This is a genomic window from Gluconacetobacter asukensis (assembly GCF_014174375.1).
In the GTDB taxonomy this organism is placed as follows: domain Bacteria; phylum Pseudomonadota; class Alphaproteobacteria; order Acetobacterales; family Acetobacteraceae; genus Gluconacetobacter; species Gluconacetobacter asukensis.
Map to the genome: position 1 here is coordinate 340,719 of NZ_JABEQE010000002.1, position 21,569 is coordinate 362,287.

Annotated in this window: 26 protein-coding genes; 23 read left to right on the forward strand and 3 right to left on the reverse strand. The window is 65.5% G+C overall.

Annotated features, from left to right (window positions below; translation table 11 throughout):
- The first annotated feature begins 102 nt into the window (after positions 1-102).
- From HLH35_RS03900 to HLH35_RS03910, 3 genes are all read left to right on the forward strand, one after another.
- Positions 103-534, forward strand: a complete 432-nt coding sequence (locus tag HLH35_RS03900; protein ID WP_246384809.1) for a YjjA family protein — start codon at positions 103-105, stop codon at positions 532-534.
- 52 nt (positions 535-586) lie between these two features.
- Positions 587-1,336, forward strand: a complete 750-nt coding sequence (locus HLH35_RS03905; protein WP_182977868.1) for a fumarylacetoacetate hydrolase family protein — start codon at positions 587-589, stop codon at positions 1,334-1,336.
- A 155-nt stretch (positions 1,337-1,491) separates the two neighbouring features.
- Positions 1,492-2,004: a UPF0262 family protein gene (locus tag HLH35_RS03910; protein ID WP_338029285.1), complete on the forward strand. Its 513-nt coding sequence runs from the start codon at positions 1,492-1,494 to the stop codon at positions 2,002-2,004.
- Between the two features lie 6 nt (positions 2,005-2,010).
- Here the strand turns inward: HLH35_RS03910 and HLH35_RS03915 are convergent, their stop codons facing one another.
- The gene (locus HLH35_RS03915) at positions 2,011-2,244 is read right to left on the reverse strand and encodes a RidA family protein (RefSeq protein ID WP_246384810.1); all 234 of its coding nucleotides are present in this window, start codon (positions 2,242-2,244) and stop codon (positions 2,011-2,013) included.
- A 183-nt stretch (positions 2,245-2,427) separates the two neighbouring features.
- On the opposite strand from HLH35_RS03915, the gene HLH35_RS03920 reads away from it, so the two are divergent.
- From HLH35_RS03920 to HLH35_RS04005, 18 genes are all read left to right on the forward strand, one after another.
- Complete coding sequence (locus HLH35_RS03920; RefSeq protein WP_182977870.1) at positions 2,428-2,880, forward strand: HPr kinase/phosphorylase; 453 nt, start codon at positions 2,428-2,430, stop codon at positions 2,878-2,880.
- 129 nt (positions 2,881-3,009) lie between these two features.
- The gene (rapZ, locus tag HLH35_RS03925) at positions 3,010-4,065 is read left to right on the forward strand and encodes an RNase adapter RapZ (protein WP_182977871.1); all 1,056 of its coding nucleotides are present in this window, start codon (positions 3,010-3,012) and stop codon (positions 4,063-4,065) included.
- Entirely contained in the window at positions 4,062-4,514 is a 453-nt protein-coding gene (locus HLH35_RS03930) for a PTS sugar transporter subunit IIA (RefSeq protein ID WP_182966274.1), read from the forward strand. Before rapZ ends, HLH35_RS03930 begins: the two co-directional genes overlap by 4 nt.
- 6 nt (positions 4,515-4,520) lie before the next feature.
- Entirely contained in the window at positions 4,521-4,841 is a 321-nt protein-coding gene (locus HLH35_RS03935) for an HPr family phosphocarrier protein (protein ID WP_182966272.1), read from the forward strand.
- The gene (ptsP, locus tag HLH35_RS03940) at positions 4,828-6,687 is read left to right on the forward strand and encodes a phosphoenolpyruvate--protein phosphotransferase (protein ID WP_182977872.1); all 1,860 of its coding nucleotides are present in this window, start codon (positions 4,828-4,830) and stop codon (positions 6,685-6,687) included. Before HLH35_RS03935 ends, ptsP begins: the two co-directional genes overlap by 14 nt.
- A gap of 5 nt (positions 6,688-6,692) precedes the next feature.
- Positions 6,693-8,060 (forward strand): anthranilate synthase component I family protein, encoded by a 1,368-nt coding sequence (locus tag HLH35_RS03945; RefSeq protein WP_182977873.1) that lies wholly within the window; start codon positions 6,693-6,695, stop codon positions 8,058-8,060.
- Positions 8,057-8,857 carry an aminotransferase class IV gene (locus HLH35_RS03950; RefSeq protein ID WP_182977874.1) on the forward strand — a complete coding sequence of 267 codons (801 nt, stop codon included), beginning with the start codon at positions 8,057-8,059 and terminating at the stop codon, positions 8,855-8,857. The genes HLH35_RS03945 and HLH35_RS03950 overlap by 4 nt, the downstream gene beginning before the upstream one ends.
- Before the next feature lie 138 nt (positions 8,858-8,995).
- Complete coding sequence (locus HLH35_RS03955; RefSeq protein ID WP_182977875.1) at positions 8,996-9,775, forward strand: class I SAM-dependent methyltransferase; 780 nt, start codon at positions 8,996-8,998, stop codon at positions 9,773-9,775.
- A 276-nt stretch (positions 9,776-10,051) separates the two neighbouring features.
- Positions 10,052-11,629, forward strand: coding sequence for a bifunctional phosphoribosylaminoimidazolecarboxamide formyltransferase/IMP cyclohydrolase (gene purH, locus HLH35_RS03960; RefSeq protein WP_182977876.1), 1,578 nt, complete (start codon positions 10,052-10,054; stop codon positions 11,627-11,629).
- A 112-nt stretch (positions 11,630-11,741) separates the two neighbouring features.
- Complete coding sequence (locus HLH35_RS03965) at positions 11,742-12,458, forward strand: hypothetical protein (RefSeq protein WP_182977877.1); 717 nt, start codon at positions 11,742-11,744, stop codon at positions 12,456-12,458.
- Positions 12,459-12,673: 215 nt separating this feature from the next.
- Complete coding sequence (locus HLH35_RS03970) at positions 12,674-13,015, forward strand: AtpZ/AtpI family protein (protein ID WP_246384811.1); 342 nt, start codon at positions 12,674-12,676, stop codon at positions 13,013-13,015.
- A gap of 13 nt (positions 13,016-13,028) precedes the next feature.
- Positions 13,029-13,778: a F0F1 ATP synthase subunit A gene (locus HLH35_RS03975; protein WP_182977878.1), complete on the forward strand. Its 750-nt coding sequence runs from the start codon at positions 13,029-13,031 to the stop codon at positions 13,776-13,778.
- A gap of 56 nt (positions 13,779-13,834) precedes the next feature.
- Positions 13,835-14,059: an ATP synthase subunit C family protein gene (locus HLH35_RS03980; protein ID WP_012224283.1), complete on the forward strand. Its 225-nt coding sequence runs from the start codon at positions 13,835-13,837 to the stop codon at positions 14,057-14,059.
- A gap of 14 nt (positions 14,060-14,073) precedes the next feature.
- Positions 14,074-14,685 (forward strand): F0F1 ATP synthase subunit B family protein, encoded by a 612-nt coding sequence (locus tag HLH35_RS03985; RefSeq protein ID WP_182977879.1) that lies wholly within the window; start codon positions 14,074-14,076, stop codon positions 14,683-14,685.
- Between the two features lie 31 nt (positions 14,686-14,716).
- The gene (locus tag HLH35_RS03990; protein ID WP_182977880.1) at positions 14,717-15,211 is read left to right on the forward strand and encodes a F0F1 ATP synthase subunit B family protein; all 495 of its coding nucleotides are present in this window, start codon (positions 14,717-14,719) and stop codon (positions 15,209-15,211) included.
- Between the two features lie 14 nt (positions 15,212-15,225).
- On the forward strand, positions 15,226-15,981 hold the full coding sequence (locus tag HLH35_RS03995) for a glycosyltransferase family 2 protein (RefSeq protein WP_182977977.1): 756 nt from the start codon (positions 15,226-15,228) through the stop codon (positions 15,979-15,981).
- A 203-nt stretch (positions 15,982-16,184) separates the two neighbouring features.
- Positions 16,185-17,843, forward strand: coding sequence for an ArnT family glycosyltransferase (locus HLH35_RS04000; RefSeq protein ID WP_182977881.1), 1,659 nt, complete (start codon positions 16,185-16,187; stop codon positions 17,841-17,843).
- Positions 17,844-17,991: 148 nt separating this feature from the next.
- On the forward strand, positions 17,992-18,948 hold the full coding sequence (locus HLH35_RS04005; protein WP_182977882.1) for an ABC transporter substrate-binding protein: 957 nt from the start codon (positions 17,992-17,994) through the stop codon (positions 18,946-18,948).
- A 243-nt stretch (positions 18,949-19,191) separates the two neighbouring features.
- On the opposite strand, the gene HLH35_RS20155 is transcribed toward HLH35_RS04005, so the two are convergent.
- Entirely contained in the window at positions 19,192-19,323 is a 132-nt protein-coding gene (locus tag HLH35_RS20155; protein ID WP_275943815.1) for a hypothetical protein, read from the reverse strand.
- A 321-nt stretch (positions 19,324-19,644) separates the two neighbouring features.
- A complete protein-coding gene (locus HLH35_RS04010) occupies positions 19,645-20,133 on the reverse strand; it encodes a DUF2721 domain-containing protein (protein ID WP_182966250.1) in 489 nt (162 codons plus the stop codon).
- A 151-nt stretch (positions 20,134-20,284) separates the two neighbouring features.
- Here HLH35_RS04010 and HLH35_RS04015 point away from each other — a divergent pair, with 151 nt between their 5' ends.
- Together HLH35_RS04015 and purU are read left to right on the forward strand one after the other, a co-directional pair.
- Entirely contained in the window at positions 20,285-20,548 is a 264-nt protein-coding gene (locus HLH35_RS04015; RefSeq protein ID WP_182977883.1) for a hypothetical protein, read from the forward strand.
- 69 nt (positions 20,549-20,617) lie between these two features.
- Positions 20,618-21,499 carry a formyltetrahydrofolate deformylase gene (gene purU, locus HLH35_RS04020; RefSeq protein WP_182977884.1) on the forward strand — a complete coding sequence of 294 codons (882 nt, stop codon included), beginning with the start codon at positions 20,618-20,620 and terminating at the stop codon, positions 21,497-21,499.
- Positions 21,500-21,569 lie beyond the last annotated feature (70 nt).

Consider the following 21,569-nt stretch of genomic DNA (forward strand, 5'->3'; position numbering starts at 1 on the left):
CTTGCGTGTCAGATTTTATTCGCTTGTCACGACATCATCATTCATATTCTGGCCATATCGACAGGTTATATTCGGCAAAGAGCCAGAAAAAGGATGTGGTGCATGAACCGTCACTTCGTTGCCTTGTCGTTCGCGGCCGTCATGGCGGCCGTATCGCTTTCCGGCTCGCGGTCGGCGCGCGCCCAGATGCCGTCGATGCCCGGCATGTCCGACATGGGGCAGGGCATGATGGGGACGATGGGCCTGCCATCGGTGTCCTCCGCCGGTTCCAGCAACCTGGTCGGGCTGCTGGGCTATTGCGTCCAGAACAATTTCCTGGGGGCCAGCACCGCCTCGCCGGTCATGAGCGCCCTCGGGCAGAAGGCCGGGATCAGCGGCCAGGGCGACAGCGCGTATCAGGCCGGCCAGCGCGGGCTGCTGGATACGGGCAACGGCAAGAGCTTCTCGCTCGCTTCGGCGGGGCAGGGCGTCAAGCAGCAGGTGACCCAGAAAGTCTGCAACATGGTGCTCAGCCGGTCTCAGTCGTTGCTGTGACCGATCGCGACGGAAAGGCCCGCTTCGGACACGCGGTGGGGCAGGCGTAACCGTGTCTGTCGAACAACTGGCTGAAGCCTTCCTTCGGGTCCGTGCCGGAGCGCCTCCGCTGGATTCTCTTCCCGGCGGCTATCATGTTTCCTCGGAAGACGAGGCCTATCGCATTCAGGATGCGACGCTCCGGGCCCTGGGGGGCAGAATTGCCGGCTGGAAGGTCGGGGCCCCTTCGCCGGATTCCGAACCGGCCACCGCGCCGATCCTGGATGCGACCCTGTTCGATACGGTGACGGTCCTGCCGCGCGGCCTGTGCCGCCTGATCGGGGTGGAGGCGGAGATCGCCTATCGTTTCGGCCGCGCCCTGCCGCCGCGCGAGGCGCCATATACGGCGCAGGATGTGCGTGACGCGATCGAATCCGTACATCCTGCCATCGAAATCCTCGATACCCGTTTCGTCACGCCGGGCAGCCAGCCCGCGTTCGATCATCTGGCCGACCAGCAGAGCCACGGTGCCCTGTTCGTCGGCCCGGCTCTGACAGACTGGCACGCTTTGGTGCCGACGCAAGAGCGGGTGACGCTTACGATCGACGGCCGCGTGGCCGTCGATCATGTCGGTGGCAATTCCGCCGGCGATCCGATCCGCATGCTGGTGTGGCTGGCATCGCATGCCGCCCGCTATGCCGGTGGGCTGGCGGCCGGCACCATCGTCACCACAGGCTCGACCTCCGGGACCGTCTTTGTCGAGCCCGGCACGCGGGTACGGGCCAGCTTCGCCCATCTGGGTTCGCTTTCGCTGACCTGCTGACTGGAATCTGAAACACGCGCAATCGGGCGGGTGGACAGGGACGTTATCCTGCGATCCCCTCGTGTCGGCGCCACGCACGATGTGTAATATGCTCCACCGGCCATGGCTCTCGCCCCGCGGGAGCGAACCGGGGCAGCAAAGGGAAAGGGGAGGCGGTGCATCCATTACCCGACAACCCACCGCATGACGGCGGGCCGACCGGTTCCACAGTGCTGGCGCGCGTCGTGCTTGAAGATGTCGAGAACGCGCTGACGAACAGCCGGGCACGGCAGAACGACGTCAACCAGGCGATTGCCGACCTGCAGCAGACGGCCCGTTTCCTGCCCGAAGGGCTGATCGGGCCCTTCATCCTGCATCTGTCGGTGCAGACCAACGGCCTCGTCTTCGATGTGCGCGATGCGCGCGACAGGCCGCTGCGCATCTATCGGATCTCGCTCACGCCCTTCCGCCGCCTGATCAAGGATTACGTCCTGCTGGTCGACAGTTTCGACGAAGCGGTGCGTGAAGGGAATACGATGCGCATCCGTGCCATCGATATGGGGCGGCGGGGCCTGCATAATGATGGCGCCGCGCTGATGGTTGAACGCCTGCGCGACAAGATCGACATGGATAACGAAACCGCCCGCCGCCTGTTCACGCTGGCCAGTATTCTCCAGCAGCGGCGCTGACAGCGTTCAGACCTGCGCAGGGTCGACCACGAGTTCGATTTCAATCAGGGTTCCGGGACTGTCGAATTCCGTGACCAGCCGCAGGGTGGTGCCGGGCCGGCCGGCACCGAATGCGTCACGCAACAGCGGAAAGCAGGACGGAAAACCGTCCGTGTCACGCATCAGGAAGATGATGCGCGTCACATCCTCCAGCCGGTATCCGTCGCGCGCCAGGGCACGGGCGCCACGGTCCAGGGCCACGCGGCATTGCTCCGTCAGACCGGGCGGTTTTCCCGTTGTTCGCGGATCGATCCCGGTCAAATGCCGAACGTGGATCTCGTGGTCCGTCATGCCGTGCGTGATCTCCCACTTCGGACATCGATAACGAAAACGTCATATTCTGTTCACGGTGAATTTCAACCCTGAGGGGTCATTTTAACGGGCATGGAACAATTACGCTCGTCAAAGGTTCAGGTTCATGGCAGTTGCGCGGCGCGCGACCGGCAGGGCGTGCTGCTGCTGGGGCCATCGGGCATCGGCAAGTCGGATCTGCTGCTGCGGCTGGTGGATTCCGGCTACGATCTGGTGGCGGATGATCGCGTGGTCCTGGAAGGCGACCGGGCATCGGCCCCCCCGGCGCTGGCCGGGTTGATCGAGGTCCGGGGCATCGGGATCGCCCGCCTGCCGTTCGTGGCGGAAGCCCGCGCGGTCCTGGCCGTGCGGCTGGTCAGGCCGGAGGACAGGCCCGACCGGCTGCCAGCAGCGGCGCACGATCCTTTGACTGGCCTGCCGGAAATCCGGCTGGACCCGGCATTGCCCTCGGCTGTGGCGCGGATCAACCTGGCTCTTGACGGTCTGGCGGGGCGTTGCAAAATTTTAACCTTCGAGCAATTGTAATCCCTGCACCTCTTCCCATGTCGGTTCTTTCAGTGTCCCATGCTTGGGGGACGGTGTCGTGAGCCCGCCTGATATCCAGGCCGCTCCCGTGCCCGAAGGTGTCCGGCCCTTGTTCAGCCAGGATTTCCCGTGACGGATTCTTCACTCGACGGAGTACCCGCGCCGCGCCGCATCCTGCTGGTCACCGGCCTGTCCGGGGCGGGAAAATCGTCGATCCTGCGTATCCTGGAAGATCTGGGATACGAGGTGATCGACAATCCGCCGCTGGGCATGCTGGACGAAATCGTGACCCGCGCCGAACAGCCGGTGGCGATCGGCGTGGACTCGCGCACCCGGGGTTTCGACGCGGCGGCCGTCATGGCCGCGCTGGGGCGCCTGCGCGTCAATCCCGGCCTGCAGGCCGAACTGATCTACGCCACCGCCGAGGAAAGCGTGCTGCTGCGCCGCTACACCGCCACCCGGCGCCGCCATCCGCTGGCGATGCGCGGCGCGGTCAAGGAAGGGATCGAGGCCGAAATCGAACTCACCGCCCGCCTGCGCGCGGCGGCCGATATGGTGATCGACACGTCGGACCTGCCGCCGCCCGAATTGCGGCAGGTGGTCGAGACGCGGTTCGCCCCCCGCAGCGACCGGCGCGGCGGCGGCCTGACGGTGGCATTGATGTCCTTCGCCTTTCCCGCCGGCCTGCCGCGCGAGGCCGACATGGTGTTCGACGCCCGGTTCCTGCGGAATCCCTATTACGTCACCGAGCTGGCGGCCAAGACCGGCCTGGATGCCGAGGTGGCGGATTATGTCGCCGCCGACCCGGATTATCCGCACTTTCTGGAGCAGATCGACGCCATGCTGGGGCTGGTGCTGCCCCGCTTCGTGCGCGAGGGCAAGAAATACGCCACCATCGCCATAGGCTGTTCCGGGGGCCGGCATCGTTCGGTCACGATCGTCGAGGCCCTGGCCGAACGTCTTGCGGAATGCGCGGGAACATGCGAGAGGCCAGCGAAGGCGCCTCGTATTGACATTGGTGCGGCGCCGTCCGATCTCCCTTCATCAGGGACGGACGAGCAGGGTGCATGGTCGGTTATCGTCATGCATCGCGAACTGGCGCGGCAAGGCAGATATCGTTGGCGATGGGCCAGCCGGCCGAAGGAGCCTGTGACGGACGTCGTGGAAGGGCGATATTCTTCATGATCGGTATGGTCCTCGTTACCCATGGCGCGTTGGGCGAGACACTCAGGCGCGCGATGGAGCATGTGGTCGGACCGCAGGAACAGCTCGCGACGCTGAATGTAGAGGCCGGGGATGACCCGGTGCTGCGACGCGTGGACCTGGAAAAGATGATTGCCGGCGTCAACACGGGCGACGGCGTCCTGCTGCTGACCGACATGTTCGGCAGCACGCCCTCCAACCTGGCCATTTCCATGATGGAGAATGCGCGGGTCGAGGTCCTGGCCGGCGTCAACGTGCCGATGCTGGTCAAGCTGGCGCAGATCCGCAACGCCCACACGCTCGAGGAATGTGCCGATCTGGCCGAAGGCGCCGGGCGCAAATACATCTCCACCGCCTCGCACCTGCCGCCGCAATGTCTGGGCGGCGCCCGGAGCTGCCTGCTGGGCGAGCAGCGGGCGGCGGTCGGCTGAGGACACATGTCCGGCACCGACACGTCTTCTGGCGGGCTTGATCCCCAGGACCCGAATGTCCTGTCCGTAACCGCCGCGATGGTCAATCGCCGGGGCCTGCATGCCCGCGCGGCCGCCCGTCTGGTGACGGTGGCCGAACAGTTCGATGCGAATGTCGAGGTCCGGCGTGGCGACCAGACGGTGTCGGCGCGCTCGATCATGGGGCTGATGATGCTGGGCGCCGGTCGTGGGGAATCCGTGACGCTGATGGCCACCGGATGGGATGCCCATGCGGCGATCGAGGCCCTTATGGCTCTGATCGAGGCTGGCTTCCATGAAGACGACTGACGGTCCCGACCAGACTTCACCCCGCCGCCGGCGGCGCCCGCGCGCCGCGGCTCCCGCGACCACGCCGCCCGAAATCCGCCTGAGTGGTGATGCCACGGTCCGGGGCATGGCCATCGGTCCGGCGATGCTGGTGCTGGAAAGCCCCGCGCCGGATATCGACGCCGCCGCCCGTACCGACAATCCGGAGCATGAGCTGGAACGGCTGGGCGAGGCGATCGAACGCTCGGTGCGCCAGATCGAACGGCTGCGCGACCGGCTGGCGATCCTGCCCGAGGACGGCCAGATCGAGATTGGGTCGCTGCTCGAGGTCTATCGCCGGATGCTCGGCCCGTCGCGCCTGCAACGCGGGATTCACGAACGCATCGTCCGCGACGGACGCACGGCCGAACTGGCCGTCCGCGAGGAGACCGAAAGCCTGGCCCAGGCCCTTCTGCGTGACGGGGCCGAAATCGGCGGCGAAGACGCGGCCGCCGCCCAGCGCCGCGCCGGAGAGTTTCGCGAAATCGGCCAGCGCCTGGTGCGCAATCTGGGCCGTACGCCCTTTCGTTCCTTCAGCGCGATGCCCGCGGGTACGGTGCTGGTGGCCGAGCAGTTGCGCCCCGCCGACGCGGCGCTGATCGATCCCTCGCGCATCGTCGCGGTCGCGACCGAGGAGGGCGGATCGACCGACCACACCGCCATCATGCTGCGCGCACTCGGGATTCCCACCGTGCTGGCCGCCCATGGGCTGACCGCCCATGCGCGCGACGGGGCGACCATGGTGGTGGACGGCACGACCGGCCACGTGGTGATCGATCCCAGCGCGGAGACGCTGGAGGCCGCGCGGCGCGGGGTGGCCGACCATGCGCGCGAACGCCAGGCGCTGGGTCGCCTGCGCCGTCTGCCCGCCCGCCTGTCCAGCGGCGAGAAGCTGCAATTGCAGGCCAATCTGGAACTGCCGGCCGAACTGCCGCTGATCGCCCAGTCCGGGGCCTCGGGCATCGGCCTCCTGCGCACCGAATTCCTGTTCATGAATGCCGCAACCATGCCGGACGAAGACCGGCAGGCGGCGATCTATGCCGAGATCATCGGCACGATGGCGGGCGACACGACCACGATCCGCGTCGTGGACTGGGGGGGCGAGAAGCATAGCGAAGCCCTGGAGCGCGCCGGGCTGAACCAGGAAGGCGATACCATCAATCCCGCGCTGGGGATGCGCGGGCTGCGCCTGCTGCTGCGCTATCCCGCGGTGCTGGAAACCCAGTTCGCCGCGATCCTCAAGGCCTCCGTCGCCGGACCGGTGCGGGTGATGCTGCCGATGGTGACGGTCGTGCCCGAACTGCGCGAGGCACGGGAGATCTATCATCGCGTGGCCCGCCGCCTGCGCCGCAAGGGCGTCCAACTGGGCGACACCCTGCCACCGCTGGGCATCATGGTCGAAACCCCGGCAGCGGCCATCATGGGCGACGCTCTGGCGCAGGAAGCCGAATTCCTGGCCATCGGCACCAACGACCTGACGATGTACACGCTCGCGGTCGATCGGGGCTCGGCGGAGGTGGCGCCGCTCTATCACCCGCTTCATCCGGCCGTGCTGCGCCTGATCCAGGCCGCGACCGAGGCCGCGCTGCGCCAGTACCGCCCGATTTCGCTCTGCGGCGAGATCGCGGGCGACCCGCGGGTGGTGCCGCTGCTGATCGGGCTGGGCCTGCGTTCATTCTCGATGACGGCTTCGGCCGTGCCCCGGGTCAAGAAGGTGGTGCGCGCCCTGTCCTTCGAGGATTGCCGCCGCCTGGCCCACCGGGTGATGGAAGCCTCGGACGTGACCGAGGTGACGGGCCTGATCGACGATTTCGCCGCCGGGACCTGAAGGCGATGGACCGGCCATCCGGCACCGTCCGGACCATGGGCCTGCCCTGGCGGGACCCGGACGATGTGCTGTGGGCATGGCGGGACGAGCCCTGGCTGGCCTGCCTGGACAGCGGTGGCGAGCCCGGACCCCGCGCGCGCTGGATCATCCTGTGCCGCCATCCCGTCCATGTGCTGGACTGGCGCACCGGGTCCGGTACCGATCCTCTCGCGGCGCTGCGCGACCTGCTGGCTATGGCACCGGTCGCGGATGCCGGGCCATGGCCGTTCGCCGGCGGGGTGATCGGCTTCGCCGGTTACGGCGTGGGGCAATGGGCGGAAGGCATCGCGACCCGCCATGCAGCCGATCCCACCCGGCCGGACCTGGCGGCGGCCCTTTATGACCACGCGGTGCTGTTCGATCGCGCGCAGCACCAGGTGCATCTGGCGACGATCCGTCCGGACCCGGAGAGGTTGTTCGCCGCATTCCATGCCGAATGGGCCGCGCTGCCACCGGCCCCGCCGCCGGCAGCCCTGCCGCGCACCATGTTCGTTCCCGACCGCACGCCGGGACAATATGCCGCCGCCGTGGCAGCGGCAGTGGAGCGGATCGCGGCCGGCGAGATCTTTCAGGTCAATATTACCGGCCGGCATGTCGCCAGACGGCCGCCGGATCTGGCCGATATCGACATCTACCGGGCGCTGCGCCGGGCCTCGCCGGCTCCGTTCGGTGCCTGGCTGGCCTGTGGGGGCGCATTCAGCCTGCTGTCGGCCTCGCCCGAGCGGTTCGTGCATCTGGGGCGCGACCGGGTGGCCCGCACAAGGCCGATCAAGGGCACCCGTCCACGCGGCACCACGCCGGAACTGGATGACATCCAGCGGGCGGAACTGGCCGCCGACGACAAGGAGCGGGCGGAGAACCTGATGATCGTGGACCTGATGCGCAACGATCTGGGCCGCGTGGCGCGGATCGGCAGCGTCGGCGTGCCGGAACTGCTGTCGGTCGAAACCTTCGCCCATCTCCACCATCTGGTCTCCGAGGTCGCGGCAACGCTGGCGCCAGGACAGGATGCCATCGACCTGCTGCGTGCCTCCCTGCCGCCCGGATCGGTGACCGGCGCCCCGAAACATCAGGCCATGCGGCTCATCGATGAATTGGAGGCTTCGGATCGTGGGCCCTATTGCGGGATCGTCTTCCGCATCGGAACCGACGGTGCCATGGACAGTTCAGTCATCATCCGTGCCCTGGCCGCGACCCCCGACACGATCGTGGCGGCGGCGGGCGGCGGGATTACGATTCTGTCCGACCCCCAGCGGGAATATGCGGAAATGTGCCTGAAGATCGCCCCCCTGCTGGCCCTGTTCGGCGATCGTCCGGCCGAGCCTGCGCCATGAATGTCCTGTGGCTGGACGGCCGGCTGGTCCCGCGGCACCAGGCACGGATCGACCCCGCCGATCGCGGCCTGACGCTGGGCGACGGGCTGTTCGAGACCATGCGTGTGTCCGGCGGCCATATCGCCCATCTGCCCCGCCATCTCGACCGGCTGCGGCGCGGTGCCGAGATGCTCATGTTTCCGGCACCCGATCTGGATGCGATCGAGGATGCGCTGGGCCAGGTGGTGCGCCGGAATGCGTTGGACGAGGGCGCGTTGCGCCTGACACTGACGCGCGGCTGCGGCCCGCGCGGCCTGCTGCCGCCCCCGCGCCCACAACCAACGCTCCTGATCGTGCCCTTTCCCTCCGCCCCCGCGCCAGGGCCGGCGCACCTGATCATCAGCTCCCGCATCAGGCGCGATGCGGATTCCCCCCTGTCACGGATCAAGAGCCTGAATTACCTGCCCAATATCCTGGCCCGGCTGGAAGCCGAACAGCGCGGAGCCGATGACGCACTGCTGCTGAACGGCGCCGGCCGGGTGGCCGAAAGCACCGTCAGCACCGTACTGGTCGTGAACGGAGGGGTTGTGCGGACCCCCCCGGTCACGGACGGCGCACTGCCCGGCATCGCCCGTGCTGTGCTACTGGCGGCAGGCATGGTTCAGGAAGCCCCCCTGACGCTTGACGATTTGCTGAGAGCTGACGGCGTGATCCTGGTCAACAGCTTGTCGGTGCGCCCCGCTGTCAGCCTGGATGGCACCGTGCTGGCCTGTCAGTTGGAACTGACCGAGGCTATTCGTGCGTGTGTGAGGGCCTGAAGCACGAGAGCATCATGTCCATGCCGCAATCAGGCCGTTCGCTGCCTTGCCCGTACGGTGAGCGCGTGGAATCATCGTTTTAACTACGGACCATGTCGCGCAATTCATTGGATGGCGACTTTATTACAGAGGTAAGATATGCAGAATACCGACCATAATGAGAATATGAAAAACATTATTTTAAAAAGAACAACTATTGAATCAAAAAAAGAACCTCCATACGATGATATTGAAAATACAAGATCAGGAAATATCTGGAAAAACATACCGGGTGGCCATAAATGGCTAGATTATTTCAAGATATATGACAAGGAATTTTCCAGGTTCGTAAATACCAAACCTCGGGTTCTTGAGATCGGCGTCTACCGGGGAGCGTCGTTGAGATTGTGGAAGAATTTCTTTGGTGAGGGGAGTTTCATCCTCGGGATCGATCTCAACGAGCAATGTCTTAAACATCAATCGCCAGACGAAAATATATTCGTGGAAATAGGGGATCAAAGTAATCAAGATTTTCTGAAAGATATTATTAACCGTTATGGACCGTTTGATATCATTATCGATGACGGTAGCCATATGGCATCCCATCAGATCATATCTTTCATGAGTCTGTTTTACGAAGGACTGAAAGTAGGTGGCATCTATCTCGTCGAAGATCTTGAGTGTATGTATTGGGGATCTACAAACACGTATAGAGATTTGCCATCGACATCGGTTGATTTTTTCAAGAAATTGATTGATTTTCAAAATGAAGTTTTTTCAAGATATAGTTGCAATGATTTGTCAATAAATAGTGAAGATTTCAAAAATCAAGTTGATGTTATCAATATATCAAAATTCCTATATAGCGTGACTTTCTATCAAGGTGTCGTGGCTATTGAAAAAGAAGAGAAGAATCCACCAAGGGTTCTGCATATTTAGGGCGCGTCCTGACGGCGACAACGCTTATCAGGGTATCGCTGCAGTACGGACTCGCTGACGATCAGCGGCATGGATCGCGACGCGTTGCGTGGCGATCCGTGCCGACTGTGTTTTTTGATAACGTCCATCCGTGCCGCCACGAAATTCCCGTCTTCCGCCCAGTGGACGCGAAGCCCGCCGACATGAAACCGTCATAGAATTGTTGCCCCCCAGGACCCGGTTGGATTAAGGACGCGGGCTTTCCTGCCCGCCCCATCCTGAAAGGCCGCCCCCGCGATGACCCAGACGCCAGTGCCGGTCCGCCGTGCCCTGATTTCCGTTTCCGACAAGACGGGGTTGCTCGACCTCGCCCAGGCCCTGGTGGCACATGGGGCTGAGATCCTCTCGACTGGCGGGTCGGCCCGCGCCCTGCGCGAGGCCGGGGTGCCCGTAACCGAAGTGTCGGACCATACCGGCTTTCCGGAAATCCTCGACGGCCGGGTCAAGACGCTGGTGCCGCAGATCCATGGCGGCATCCTGGGCCGTCGCGACCTGCCGGCGCACGTCGCGCAGATGGAACAGCACGGGATCGCGCCGATCGACCTGGTCGCGGTGAATCTCTACCCGTTCGAGGCCACGGTGGCCTCCGGCGCCGGCGCCGAGGATTGCATCGAGAATATCGATATCGGCGGTCCGGCGCTGATCCGCGCCGCCTCCAAGAACCATGATCACGTCGTGGTGCTGACCGACCCCGCGCAATATGGCGCCATCATCGCGGCGCTGTCGGAAGGCGGCACCACGCTGGAGGCCCGGCGCGCGCTGGCGGGTGCTGCCTATGCCCGCACCGCCGCCTATGACGCCGCGATCGCCGCCTGGTTCGCGGCCCAGCGCGGCGACGCGCTGCCCGAGCGCCTGACGGTGGCAGGCCAGCGTCGCGAAAGCCTGCGCTATGGCGAGAACCCGCACCAGCAGGCGGCCTTCTACGCCGATGGCAGCAAGCGCCCCGGCGTGGCCACAGCGCGGCAGATCCAGGGCAAGGCACTATCCTACAACAACCTGAACGACACTGACGCGGCATTCGAGGCGGTGGCGGAATTCGACGCACCGGCGGTAGTGATCGTCAAGCACGCCAATCCGTGCGGCATCGCGACTGCCGACAGCCTGTCGGCGGCATGGGACCTGGCACTGCGCTGCGACCCGGTCTCGGCCTTCGGCGGCATCGTCGCTTTGAACCGGACGCTGGATGCCGAGGCCGCCGCACGCATCGCCGCGATCTTTACCGAGGTGATCGTGGCGCCCGACGCAACGGACGAGGCGCGGGAGATCCTGGCCCGCAAGAAGAACCTGCGCCTGCTGCTGACCGGCGCGATGCCCGACCCGGCCGAGGGCGGGGTGATCATCCGCTCGATCGCCGGCGGCTTCCTGGCCCAGACGCGCGATAATGGCCGCATCGTCCCCGGCGAACTGAAGGTGGTGACGCAGCGCGCCCCCACCGAGGCCGAGATGGCGGACCTCATCTTCGCTTTCCGCGTGTGCAAGCATGTGAAGTCGAACGCCATCATCTACGCCAAGGACCAGGCCACGGTCGGGATCGGCGCGGGGCAGATGAGCCGCGTGGATTCCGCGCGCATCGCCGCGATCAAGGGGGCGGAAGCGTCGCGCGCCGCAGGCCTGGACCAGAAGCTGACGGCCGGCAGCGTGGTGGCCTCCGACGCCTTCTTCCCGTTCGCCGACGGGCTGGAGGCCGCGATCGCGGCAGGGGCCACCGCAGTGATCCAGCCTGGCGGGTCGATCCGCGATGACGAGGTGATCGCCGCCGCCGACCGTGCCGGCATCGCCATGGTGTTCACAGGTATGCGTCACTTCCGGCACTGATCCTCTTCCTCAGGGGATTGTCGCGTCGGCCGGGATGGATTTCAGTATCCAGCCCGGCCGAACCGTACCGGGACGACATGACAAAGACGATCAGGCAGAGACGAGAGCAGGCATGGCGAGTTTGCGGCATTCCCACCTTCTTCCGGCGGTGGCCGGCCTGTCAGCCCTGATCGCCGGACCGGCGATGGCGGCCAGCCAGCCGGTCTCGGCCTATGATTTTTCCCCTCTGCCGGTCACCACCGGCACGGTGGCGCATTATCTGCCGACGCCGGGCGGCGATATCGACGGGCTGATCCTGACCGACGGCACCGAAATCCTGTGTTCGCACGAACTCGGGCTGGCCGTGGCCAGCCTGGTCAAGCCGGGCGAGAAGATCTCGGCGCGCGGCTTGCGCGGTCGCGACCTGCCGATCGTCCGCGCCTACGAGATTGAGGACCAGCGCGGCCGCGCGGTCGAGGACGCCGAGACAATTTCGGCCCGGCTGCCGGTCACCACGTCCGGGCCCGATATCGTGGTGGACGGCACGGTGCGCGCACCGCTCTACAGCCTGCATGGCCGGCTGGTGGGCGCGGTCATGCAGGATTACAGCACGGTTCATCTCGCCCCTGCCGAAGCGGCGCGGCTGACCGCCTGGCTGAAGCCCGGCCAGACCCTTCATGCGGTCGGCAATGGCAGCACCAGCGCGTTGGGAACCGCCATCGATGCCCGCGAGATCGGCCCGTCGATGGAGCAGACCATCCATGTCGCCCCGGCGGCCGCGCCGGTGGCCGGCCCCTTCCCCGGCAGCGCGGCCTATGATGAAATCCCGGGCGGCAGCGTTCATCCGTAAGTTATTTATGCAAAAATAGCGCCTCTGCTATTCGTTTTTCGCATTTATAGGGTGCCGTCCGTGCCCTTGGGGGCGTGCATGCCGGGAACTGTCACCCATTCCGCGCGTGACAGACCAAGGGCGCCTCTTTTCCGTGTCCTGAAACAAAAGCGTTTGCTTGACAGGTTTCTGCCGCGTCGTTAGCTAGCGCCTGCACCCGCCTGGAGGTGTAAAAATTGGGTAAGGAAACGGACAGCTCCCGTCAGACCTTCGACAGGCGCCTGAAGCAGGCCATGGATCGGAACAATCCCGACCGGGCGGCCGAGGCGGCGTTGCAAGGCAGCGATATAACCACCGTGGGCACTGTTCTGCGGGCCGGCACCGAAATGGTGGCGGGCCTGGCGGTCGGGGTCGCGATGGGATGGGGGCTTGATCGATGGCTGGGCTGTCGCCCGGTATTCCTGATCCTGTTTTCGTTGCTGGGCGGGGCCGCGGGCGTACTGAATGTCTGGCGTCTGGTCAGGCCACAGGATGCCCTGGAGGACAAGCCGGGCCCGCACGCGGGGCCGGAGCGGTAGAGGGAAGACGAAGTTGGCGGCCGGATCCACCATCGACGCATTGGGTCAGTTCGAGCTCCATCCCGTTCTGGGTGGCCTGGGCGAGGCGCTGCGTTTCAGTCAGTCGCCCCTCATGATGATCGTGGCGTCGGTCGCGGTGCTCGCGTTCCTGTATGTCGGCATGCGTCCCAAGGCCGTGGTGCCCGGGCGCCTGCAGGCCGCCGCCGAAATCTGCTATGATTTCATTCACAACATGGCCGTGGACACGATCGGTCCGGAAGGGCGCGCGTTCTTCCCGTTCGTCTTCACGCTGTTCTTCTTCATCCTGGCCGGCAACTATCTGGGCCTTCTGCCCTTCTCCTTTGCCTTCACCAGCCATGTCGCCGTCACCGTCGCGCTGGCGCTGATGGTGTTCGTGCTGTCGGTGATCGTTTCGCTGAAGGCGCAGGGCGCGAAATTCTTCGCGCATTTCATGCCCGCCGGCGCGCCGGTCGCGCTGGCGCCGCTGCTGGTGCCGATCGAAATCCTCTCGTTCCTGTCCCGTCCCGTGAGCCTGTCGATCCGTCTGTTCGCCAACATGGTGGCCGGTCACGTGATGCTGGAAATGTTCGCCGCCTTCACGATCATGCTGGCCGGGCTCGGACTGATCGGCGATGCGCTCGCCGTCGGTCCCGTGGTCATCAATGTCGCGCTGATGGCGCTCGAATTGCTGGTGGGTGCGCTGCAAGCCTATGTCTTCGCGATCCTCACCTGCATCTATCTGCGGGAGGCGGTCGCGCACTGACCGCGGCGCCGCCCCAGCCCTTTTGAACGCCTGAACCAAACAAGGAAAGCCTCGCTATGGACATCGCTGCAGCCCGGGAAATTGGTGCCGGTATCGCCGTTATCGCCCTCGCCGGCGTCGGCATCGGCCTGGGTAACATCTTCTCCACGCTGGTCAGCAGCATCGCCCGCAACCCCGCCGCGCGCCCGCACGTGTTCGGCCTGGGCATGCTCGGCTTCGCCCTGACGGAAGCCGTGGCCCTGTATGCCCTGCTGATCGCCTTCCTGATCCTGTTCGTCTGAGACCGGAGACCAACGTGGCACGTTCCGCGGCCTCAAGCATCCGCCGGGTGGCGTCTCTCCTGACGCCGCTCGCGCTGGCCTTGCCCGTGATGGTAATGGCCGCGCCGGGCGCGCGGGCCGTGGGCATGCCTCAGCTGGATTTCTCCAACCCCCTCGTCATCGGCCAGGTGGTCTGGGGCGCCGTGATCTTCCTGGTGCTGTACCTGCTGCTCAGCCGGTCGGCGCTGCCGAAGGTCGAAGCGGTGCTGACCAGCCGCCGCCAGACGATCGACAACGATCTGGATATCGCCCGTCGCGCCAAGGCCGAAGCCGACAGCGCGGTGGACGAACTGCACCTGGCCCGTCGCAGCGCGATGGCCGAGGCCCAGGCGAATGTCGACAAGGTGATCGAGGACGCGCGCCTCGCCGCCCTGCGGCAGACCCAGGACATGAACGCCCGCCTGGCCACCGAGATTCACGAGGCGGAAACCCGCGTTGCGGCCGCCCGGACGGCGGCCCTCGGGTCGCTGCGCCAGATCGCGGACGAGACAGCGCAGGTGCTGGTGCGCCAGGTGACTGGTACGTCGGTGCCCGCCGATGTGGTGGCCCGGACGGTCGATCACGCCGCCACGGCGCGCGGCCTCTGATCGCGACACAGTAAGGAACAGGTTCAAGACCATGCTGCACGAACCCCGTTTCTGGACGGCCGTCGCCTTCTTCCTTTTCTTCGTCCTGTTCGGCAGGAAGATCTGGGCACCGCTGGCCACCGCCCTCGACGCGCGGGCCGAGCGCATCCGCGCCGACCTCGACGAGGCCGCGCGCCTGCGTCGCGAGGCCGAGCAGATGCTCGAGGATGCCACGCGCGAGCGTGAGACCGCGCTGGCCGAGGCCCGCGCCCTGGTCGAGCATTCGCTGGCCGAAGCCAGCCGGATTGCCGAGGATGCGCGGCGCGAGGCCGAAGCCGTGGCCGCCCGGCGCGAGCAGATGGCACGCGACCGTATCGCCGCCTCCGAGCGCAGCGCGGTGCGCGAGGTCCGCCAGGTTGCGATCGACGTGGCGGTCCAGGCCACGCGCGACGCGCTGGCCCTGGCACTGCCGGCCGAGACCGGGCAGCAGATCGTCGACCGTTCGATCGCCGACCTGCCGGCCGCCCTGTCGCATCGCGCCGCCTGAGCAGGACCGGTTTACTGGCCGCGCCCTCCAATCCTGACCGTTCCGAACCGCTCCTGTCCATTGTGGCGGCGGTTCTGAACGAGGTGGAAAATATCCGTCCGGTCTGTGTCGAACTGGCCGAGGCCGCGCGCGCACTCCCTCCCTGCGAAATCATATTCGTCGATGACGGCAGCACCGACGGCACGGTCGAGGCCCTGCTCGCGGCCCGGGCCGAAGGGGTGTTGCCGGATTTGCGTATCCTCAGCCACGATCGTCGGCTCGGCAAATCCGCGGCGGTGCGCACCGGGGTCGAGGCCGCGCGCGGCCAGTGGGTCGCCACCCTCGATGGTGACGGGCAGGACGATCCCATGGAAATCGTCCGCATGCTGGACCTGGCGCTGAAGGCTCCGGGGCCAGCGCCTCTGGTGGTCGGCGTCCGCCTGCGCCGGCAGGACAGGCTGTCGCGTCGCCTGGCGACACGCTTTGCCAATGGATTGCGTCGGCGTCTGCTGCGGGACGGGTGCCCCGATACCGGCGCGCCGCTGAAACTGTTCCGGCGCGCGGACTTCCTGCGCCTGCCGCAATTCGAGGGCGTGCATCGCTTTCTGCCGGCCCTGTTCGGTCATTACGGCACACCGCTGCTCTGCCAGCCGGTTCGCCACCGCAACCGGCTGCACGGATCGTCGAAATACACCAATCTGAATCGCGCGGTGGTCGGAATCCGGGATCTGCTCGGCGTGATATGGCTGATCAACCGCACGCGGTTGCCGCGCCAGGTCACCGAACGGTAAGAACCTGTTTCAACAGGTCCGCCGGCGGTAGCCTGACGGCACCTTCCTGTGCTCCGATGCGCGAAAGCCCCCGTCAGACGCATGGTTCGCGCTCACCATAAGGGGCTTTTGAAACAGGCTCTAATCGGTGCCGTGACCGGCGCGGTCCGGCACCCTCGACCGGGCACTACCCTGTCCCGATCCTTCCCGAGGAGACGTGCCGGATGACACGGCTGACCGTGCGTCATTATCTTCTGCTCGCTCTGGGCGCCTTCCTGCTTCTGCTTCCCGGGCGGGCAAGCCTGCCGCCCCTGGACCGTGACGAGCCCCGTTATATGGAAGCCAGCGCGCAGATGCTGCGCAGCGGCGATTTCATCGATGTCCGTTTCCAGGACAAGCCGCGCTATCTGCAACCCGCTGGAATCTACTGGCTGGAGGCCGCCTCGGTGGCCGCCACCGGCACGCTGGAACAGCGCGCGGTCTGGGCCTACCGCATTCCCTCCCTGTTGGCGGCCACCGCCTCGGTGGTGCTGACGGCATGGATCGGCGCCACCTTGTTCGGCCCGGTCAGCGGGCTGCTGGCGGCTTCCCTGCTGGCGGTGTCAGTCCTGATGACGGCCGAGGGCCGCATGGCCACCATCGACAGCACCCTGCTGCTGACGGTGCTGCTGGCCGAAGCCGGCCTGCTGCGTGCCTATCTGGATCGCGAACGCGAACGGGACACGCCCGTTTCGGCGGCCCTGCTCTATTGGGCGGCATTGGGGGCGGGCCTGATGCTGAAGGGCCCCGTGGTCCTGATCCCCGGTTTCGGTACGCCGCTGGCCCTGGCGCTGGTGGAGCGGCGCATCGACTGGTGGCGCCGGCTGCGGCCCGCGTGGGGATGGCTGGTGATGCTGGCGATCGTCCTGCCCTGGTGCATCGCGATCGGTGTGGTCAGCCATGGCGATTTCTTCTCGCGCGCCGTCGGCACCAACTTCCTCGGCAAGGTTGCCAGCGGGCAGCAGGCACATGGCCTGCCGCCGGGTTATCATCTGGCGGTCTTCGCCCTGGCCTTCTGGCCGGGGTCCATCTTCGCGGCGATGGCGCTGCCCTTCATCTGGGCCCGGCGCCATGCGCCGCCGGTGCGGTTCCTGCTCTGCTGGATCGTGCCGCACTGGCTGGTGTTCGAGGCGATCGCGACCAAGCTGCCTCACTACGTTCTGCCCACCTACCCGGCGATCGCCCTGCTCGTGGCGGCGGCCATCCTGACGACGCAAGACCGCTGGCACTGGCCCGCGTCGCGCCTCGCGCGCGCGGGGCTGGCGCTGTACGGCGCGCTGTGGCTGGCGGTTGGCGTCGCCCTGTCCGTCGCCGGGCCGGTGCTGCTCTGGCGGCTGGAACATGGCGTCGTGCCGGCCTCGCTGCTGGTGCCCGTGGGCGCATTGCCGCTGCTGGCAGTCGCCTCCTGGCTCCTGTTCCGTGGTCGGGCCCTGCAGGCCGCCATGTCGGCGGTGGCGGCGGCGACCATCATCCATGTCGGCCTGTTCCTGACCGTGATTCCGGCCTTGAAGACAATCTGGCTCAGCCCCCGCCTGGCGGCCCTGGTCGACGATTACCGGCCATGCCCCGATACGCTGGTCGTCTCGCCCTCATTCTCCGAGCCCAGCCTGGTTTTCCTCGTGGGGCAGAACACCGTCCTGGTCGGCCCCAGGGAGGCGGCGGACGTGCTGCGCGACAACCGGGCCTGCGGCCTGGCACTGGTGGACCGGAAGGACGAACCGGCATTCCGCGACCGCCTTCACGCGGATGGGCTGGATGTGATCGAATTCGGCCGGGTGGCCGGGTTGAATTATTCGACGGGAAAGCATCTTGATATCGGCCTGTTCGGCCCGACGCCGCCGTGAAGGAAGAATGTTCTTTTTTGAAAAAAAGAACCAAAAAACTTTGATTCGTTCAGGAGCCTTGTGCTTGCGACAGAAGATGTCCCTGAACGGATAAAAGTCTTTTTGCTTCTTTTTCTTCAGAAAAAGAAGAAAGAGAGAACCAACGTACATGCCCTCCCTGTCCCGCCTGCTGATGATGGTGCCGCTTCTGTTCCTCAGCCTGCCGGCGGCACGGGCCGACGCGCCGGAAACGGTGACGGTGATCCTCGACTGGTTCCTCAATGCCGATCACGCGGCCCTGCTGGCTGCCGATTATAGCGGCGCCTTCCGCCGGCACGGGCTACAGGTGCGCCTGATCGCACCGTCCGACCCCGGATCGCCGGCGCGGCTGGTGGCGGCGGGCCAGGCCGATCTCGCGGTCTCGTACGAAACCCAGCTCGGCATGCTGGCCGACCAGGGCATTCCGCTGGTCCGGGTCGGTACGCTCATCGACACGCCGCTGGATACGCTGATCGCGGCCCCCGGCCTGACATCATTGAAAGACCTGAAGGGCAAGACGATCGGGATCTCGATGGCCGGGGTCGATGACGCGGTGCTGGCGGCGATGCTGGGGTCGGTCGGCCTGTCGCTGTCCGACGTGCGACAGGTCAACGTCAATTTCCAGCTTGAACAGGCCCTGATGTCGCATTCGGTCGACGCGGTGATCGGCGCCACCCGGACCTATGAACTGATCGACCTGCGACAGAAGGGGTTCGCTCCGGTCGCCTTCTACCCCGAGGAACATGGCGTTCCGCTGAATGACGAGCTGATTTTCCTGGCCCCGCGCGATCATGCCCGTGACGGGAAGATCGTCCGGTTCATGCAGGCGCTGGAGGAAGGCACCAACGCCCTGCTGAACCACCCGGACGAGATCCAGGCGCAGGCGGTGCATGATCATCCGGAGCTGGACACACCCCTCAACCGCGCCGCCTGGACGGCGACGCTGCCGCGCGTCTGCAAGCAGCCGGCCCTGCTCGACGGGCGGCGCTATCGGACGTTCATGGATTTCCTGCGCGCCCAGGGCGTGGTGCATCGCACGCTGGACCTGTCCACCTACGCCATGGACCCGACCGACAGCACGCCATAACAACGGGCGGCCCGAGCAAATCCGGGGAGCGTGCGGCGGTTTCTCGTCAGGGGACGGCCCGCCCCAAGGACAGAGCCAGCCGGGGGGCCGCTCATCCAGGGCTGGGCGTGCGGCGTCGAGGATGACGCCGGATGGATGGACAACCATCCGGATCCGGCACAGGCCGGATCATATGCCCGCCATCAGGCAGGCATGCAGGCCACGGTGCGGGTCACAAAGGGACCGGCCGCCGTGGCCGCCGCATCAGGCGACGCGGTCGGCGACGGCGGTGGCCACCATCAGCATGGCAACGATCGGCAGAAACGCGACCAGCGGCAGGAACGACGCGACGTTCATCGAGCTGGCGACGAGGTTACCTATTTCCTGAATAAACATTATCCGAAATCCTATGGGTTGGTGTTGGGGCGGAACCAACACCGAAATTCGGCCGCTCGCAATACAAAAGAAGATGAGACCAGATGGCTAAAAAACGCATAGTAACCGAACGATGAATATTCTGTTCACTTCGTAAACAGTGCGCTGTTTATTTCGGTGGGTCAGAAAAACGAATCGGGTCAATTTTGGTGATTTTTTGTGCGGGGCACGTACGGGCAGCCAGGGAGTCCGACAAATAAGGCTACAAAATAGGCAATTTGCCTATTTTGTAGCCTGTCGCATTTTTAATGAGGAAATCGGGCTGCTGTCAGGCCGGGGTATTCAGCCTTTCGGATGGGCGGATCGTGCCCACGATGTGGTCATGCGCAGGCCGTGCCAGGCAAGCAGGCTGTCGCACAGGAACGAGGCCAGCGCCCCGACGGTGCAGACCAGCGCCATGCCGAACATCACCACCAGCCACGACGCCACCGAGGAATCCCGCAGACTGCCCAGAAACAGCACGAAGGCAGCGCCGCAGGTCGACGCGCCGCCGACGGCCCCCAGCAGGATCGATGCATCCAGCAGCAGGGTGCGCCGGTGCAGATGCCGGATATGCTGGCGCAGATGGCGGCGCCCCGTCGGCGCCTTTGTCGTCTCCAGCGTTTCGTTGGCCTTTTCGATATGGTCCGACACCCGGGCCAGCCGGGTATTGAACAGGTTCAGCAGCGTTCCGATTCCGGACAGCATGAAGATCGGCGTCAGCGCGGTCTGGATCAGGTGGGCGACGCTGTCGATCGGTTCGTCGGGCAGGATTCCGGGGAAGGGGGACACGGAGACTCCTTTTACTCTGCTTCTGCGCCTGTGGTCGGGGGCGGACGGCGGGGGACAATGCGTGTTGAAACCGGTCGGGGCGCCGGATGCAACCGAAACCGCTTGCCCGGGGCTGCCGGACGCGCCAGCCTCGCTGCCGGGAGAAAGGCCGATGTCTCATAATTACGCAACACCCATGACGCCGGAACGACGCCTGGCCCGCCTGCTGTCGCGCATCCCCGAGGATCGGATGGTGCGTATCGAGCGCCTGCCGGGCGCAGCGGGGGCCCCGCGCTGGCGCGCCGCGATCGGCGAGGCGGGCAGCACCGACTGCCCGGCAGAGCAATGGAGCGCACCGTTCGATACGATGGCCGATGCGCTCGATGCCGCGTGGAAAGCGGTGCGCCCCCCGGCGGACCGCAGCCGGGGGGCTTGAGTTCCGGCAGGCGACGCCTATGGTATCGCGCGTGAGTTTTTCGGAGCGGCTGTTCGTGGATTGTCCGGCATGACGGATCATGGGGGGCAGGAATCGGCGACCTGGACATTGACCTTGTCCTGCCCCAACCGGCCGGGCATCGTGGCGGCCGTCGCTACCACCCTGTATGAAGCCGACGGCAATATCATCGAAGCCCAGCAGTTCGATGATACCGAAACCGGCGTGTTCTTCATGCGTGTCGTCTTCACCGGCCGGGCCGATGCCGAGCGCACCGAATGGCTGCGGGCGCGGCTGGATGCCGTGGCATCGCGTTTCCGCATGAACTGGACGCTGCATGACCGCGCGGTGCGCCGCCGGGTCCTGCTGATGGTCTCGAAATTCGACCATTGCCTCGTGGACCTGCTCTATCGCTGGCGGATCGGCGAACTGCCCATGCTTCCAACTGCAATCGTTGCGAATCACCCGCGCGAGACCTATGCCCATATCGACATGGGCGACATTCCCTTCCACTATCTGCCGGTCACGCGCGACAACAAGGCAGAACAGGAAGAAGAATTGTGGAGCCTGGTGCAGCGGACCAATTCGGAACTGGTGGTACTGGCCCGCTACATGCAGGTGCTGTCGGATTCGCTGTCCGCCCGGCTGTCAGGGCAGTGCATCAATATTCACCATTCTTTCCTGCCGGGCTTCAAGGGCGCGCGCCCCTATCATCAGGCGCATGCGCGCGGGGTAAAACTGATCGGCGCCACGGCACATTATGTGACGGCGGACCTCGATGAAGGGCCGATCATCGAACAGGATGTCGAACGTGTCAGCCACAGCGATACGCCCGATGACCTGGTGCGCAAGGGGCGGGATATCGAACGGCGGGTCCTCTCGCGCGCCGTGCGCTGCCACCTGGACGACCGGGTGATCCTGAATGGTACCAAGACGGTTGTGTTCGGAGACTGATCGCATTTCCACCGTAGATTGGTAGGCAAACGATATATTTTCTTAATATTTTTTTGTTGTGGTTTTCGGG

What these genes read in the sequence shown, in the direction of transcription:
- HLH35_RS03900 (WP_246384809.1), top strand. Translation starts at nt 103, where the DNA reads ATGAACCGTCACTTCGTTGCCTTGTCGTTCGCGGCCGTCATGGCGGCC.
- HLH35_RS03920 (WP_182977870.1), top strand. Translation starts at nt 2,428, where the DNA reads ATGGAACAATTACGCTCGTCAAAGGTTCAGGTTCATGGCAGTTGCGCG.
- HLH35_RS03930 (WP_182966274.1), top strand. Translation starts at nt 4,062, where the DNA reads ATGATCGGTATGGTCCTCGTTACCCATGGCGCGTTGGGCGAGACACTC.
- HLH35_RS03935 (WP_182966272.1), top strand. Translation starts at nt 4,521, where the DNA reads ATGTCCGGCACCGACACGTCTTCTGGCGGGCTTGATCCCCAGGACCCG.
- ptsP (WP_182977872.1), top strand. Translation starts at nt 4,828, where the DNA reads ATGAAGACGACTGACGGTCCCGACCAGACTTCACCCCGCCGCCGGCGG.
- HLH35_RS03945 (WP_182977873.1), top strand. Translation starts at nt 6,693, where the DNA reads ATGGACCGGCCATCCGGCACCGTCCGGACCATGGGCCTGCCCTGGCGG.
- HLH35_RS03950 (WP_182977874.1), top strand. Translation starts at nt 8,057, where the DNA reads ATGAATGTCCTGTGGCTGGACGGCCGGCTGGTCCCGCGGCACCAGGCA.
- HLH35_RS03955 (WP_182977875.1), top strand. Translation starts at nt 8,996, where the DNA reads ATGCAGAATACCGACCATAATGAGAATATGAAAAACATTATTTTAAAA.
- purH (WP_182977876.1), top strand. Translation starts at nt 10,052, where the DNA reads ATGACCCAGACGCCAGTGCCGGTCCGCCGTGCCCTGATTTCCGTTTCC.
- HLH35_RS03965 (WP_182977877.1), top strand. Translation starts at nt 11,742, where the DNA reads ATGGCGAGTTTGCGGCATTCCCACCTTCTTCCGGCGGTGGCCGGCCTG.
- HLH35_RS03980 (WP_012224283.1), top strand. Translation starts at nt 13,835, where the DNA reads ATGGACATCGCTGCAGCCCGGGAAATTGGTGCCGGTATCGCCGTTATC.
- HLH35_RS03990 (WP_182977880.1), top strand. Translation starts at nt 14,717, where the DNA reads ATGCTGCACGAACCCCGTTTCTGGACGGCCGTCGCCTTCTTCCTTTTC.
- HLH35_RS04000 (WP_182977881.1), top strand. Translation starts at nt 16,185, where the DNA reads ATGACACGGCTGACCGTGCGTCATTATCTTCTGCTCGCTCTGGGCGCC.
- HLH35_RS04005 (WP_182977882.1), top strand. Translation starts at nt 17,992, where the DNA reads ATGCCCTCCCTGTCCCGCCTGCTGATGATGGTGCCGCTTCTGTTCCTC.
- HLH35_RS20155 (WP_275943815.1), bottom strand. Translation starts at nt 19,323, where the DNA reads ATGTTTATTCAGGAAATAGGTAACCTCGTCGCCAGCTCGATGAACGTC.
- HLH35_RS04015 (WP_182977883.1), top strand. Translation starts at nt 20,285, where the DNA reads ATGTCTCATAATTACGCAACACCCATGACGCCGGAACGACGCCTGGCC.
- purU (WP_182977884.1), top strand. Translation starts at nt 20,618, where the DNA reads ATGACGGATCATGGGGGGCAGGAATCGGCGACCTGGACATTGACCTTG.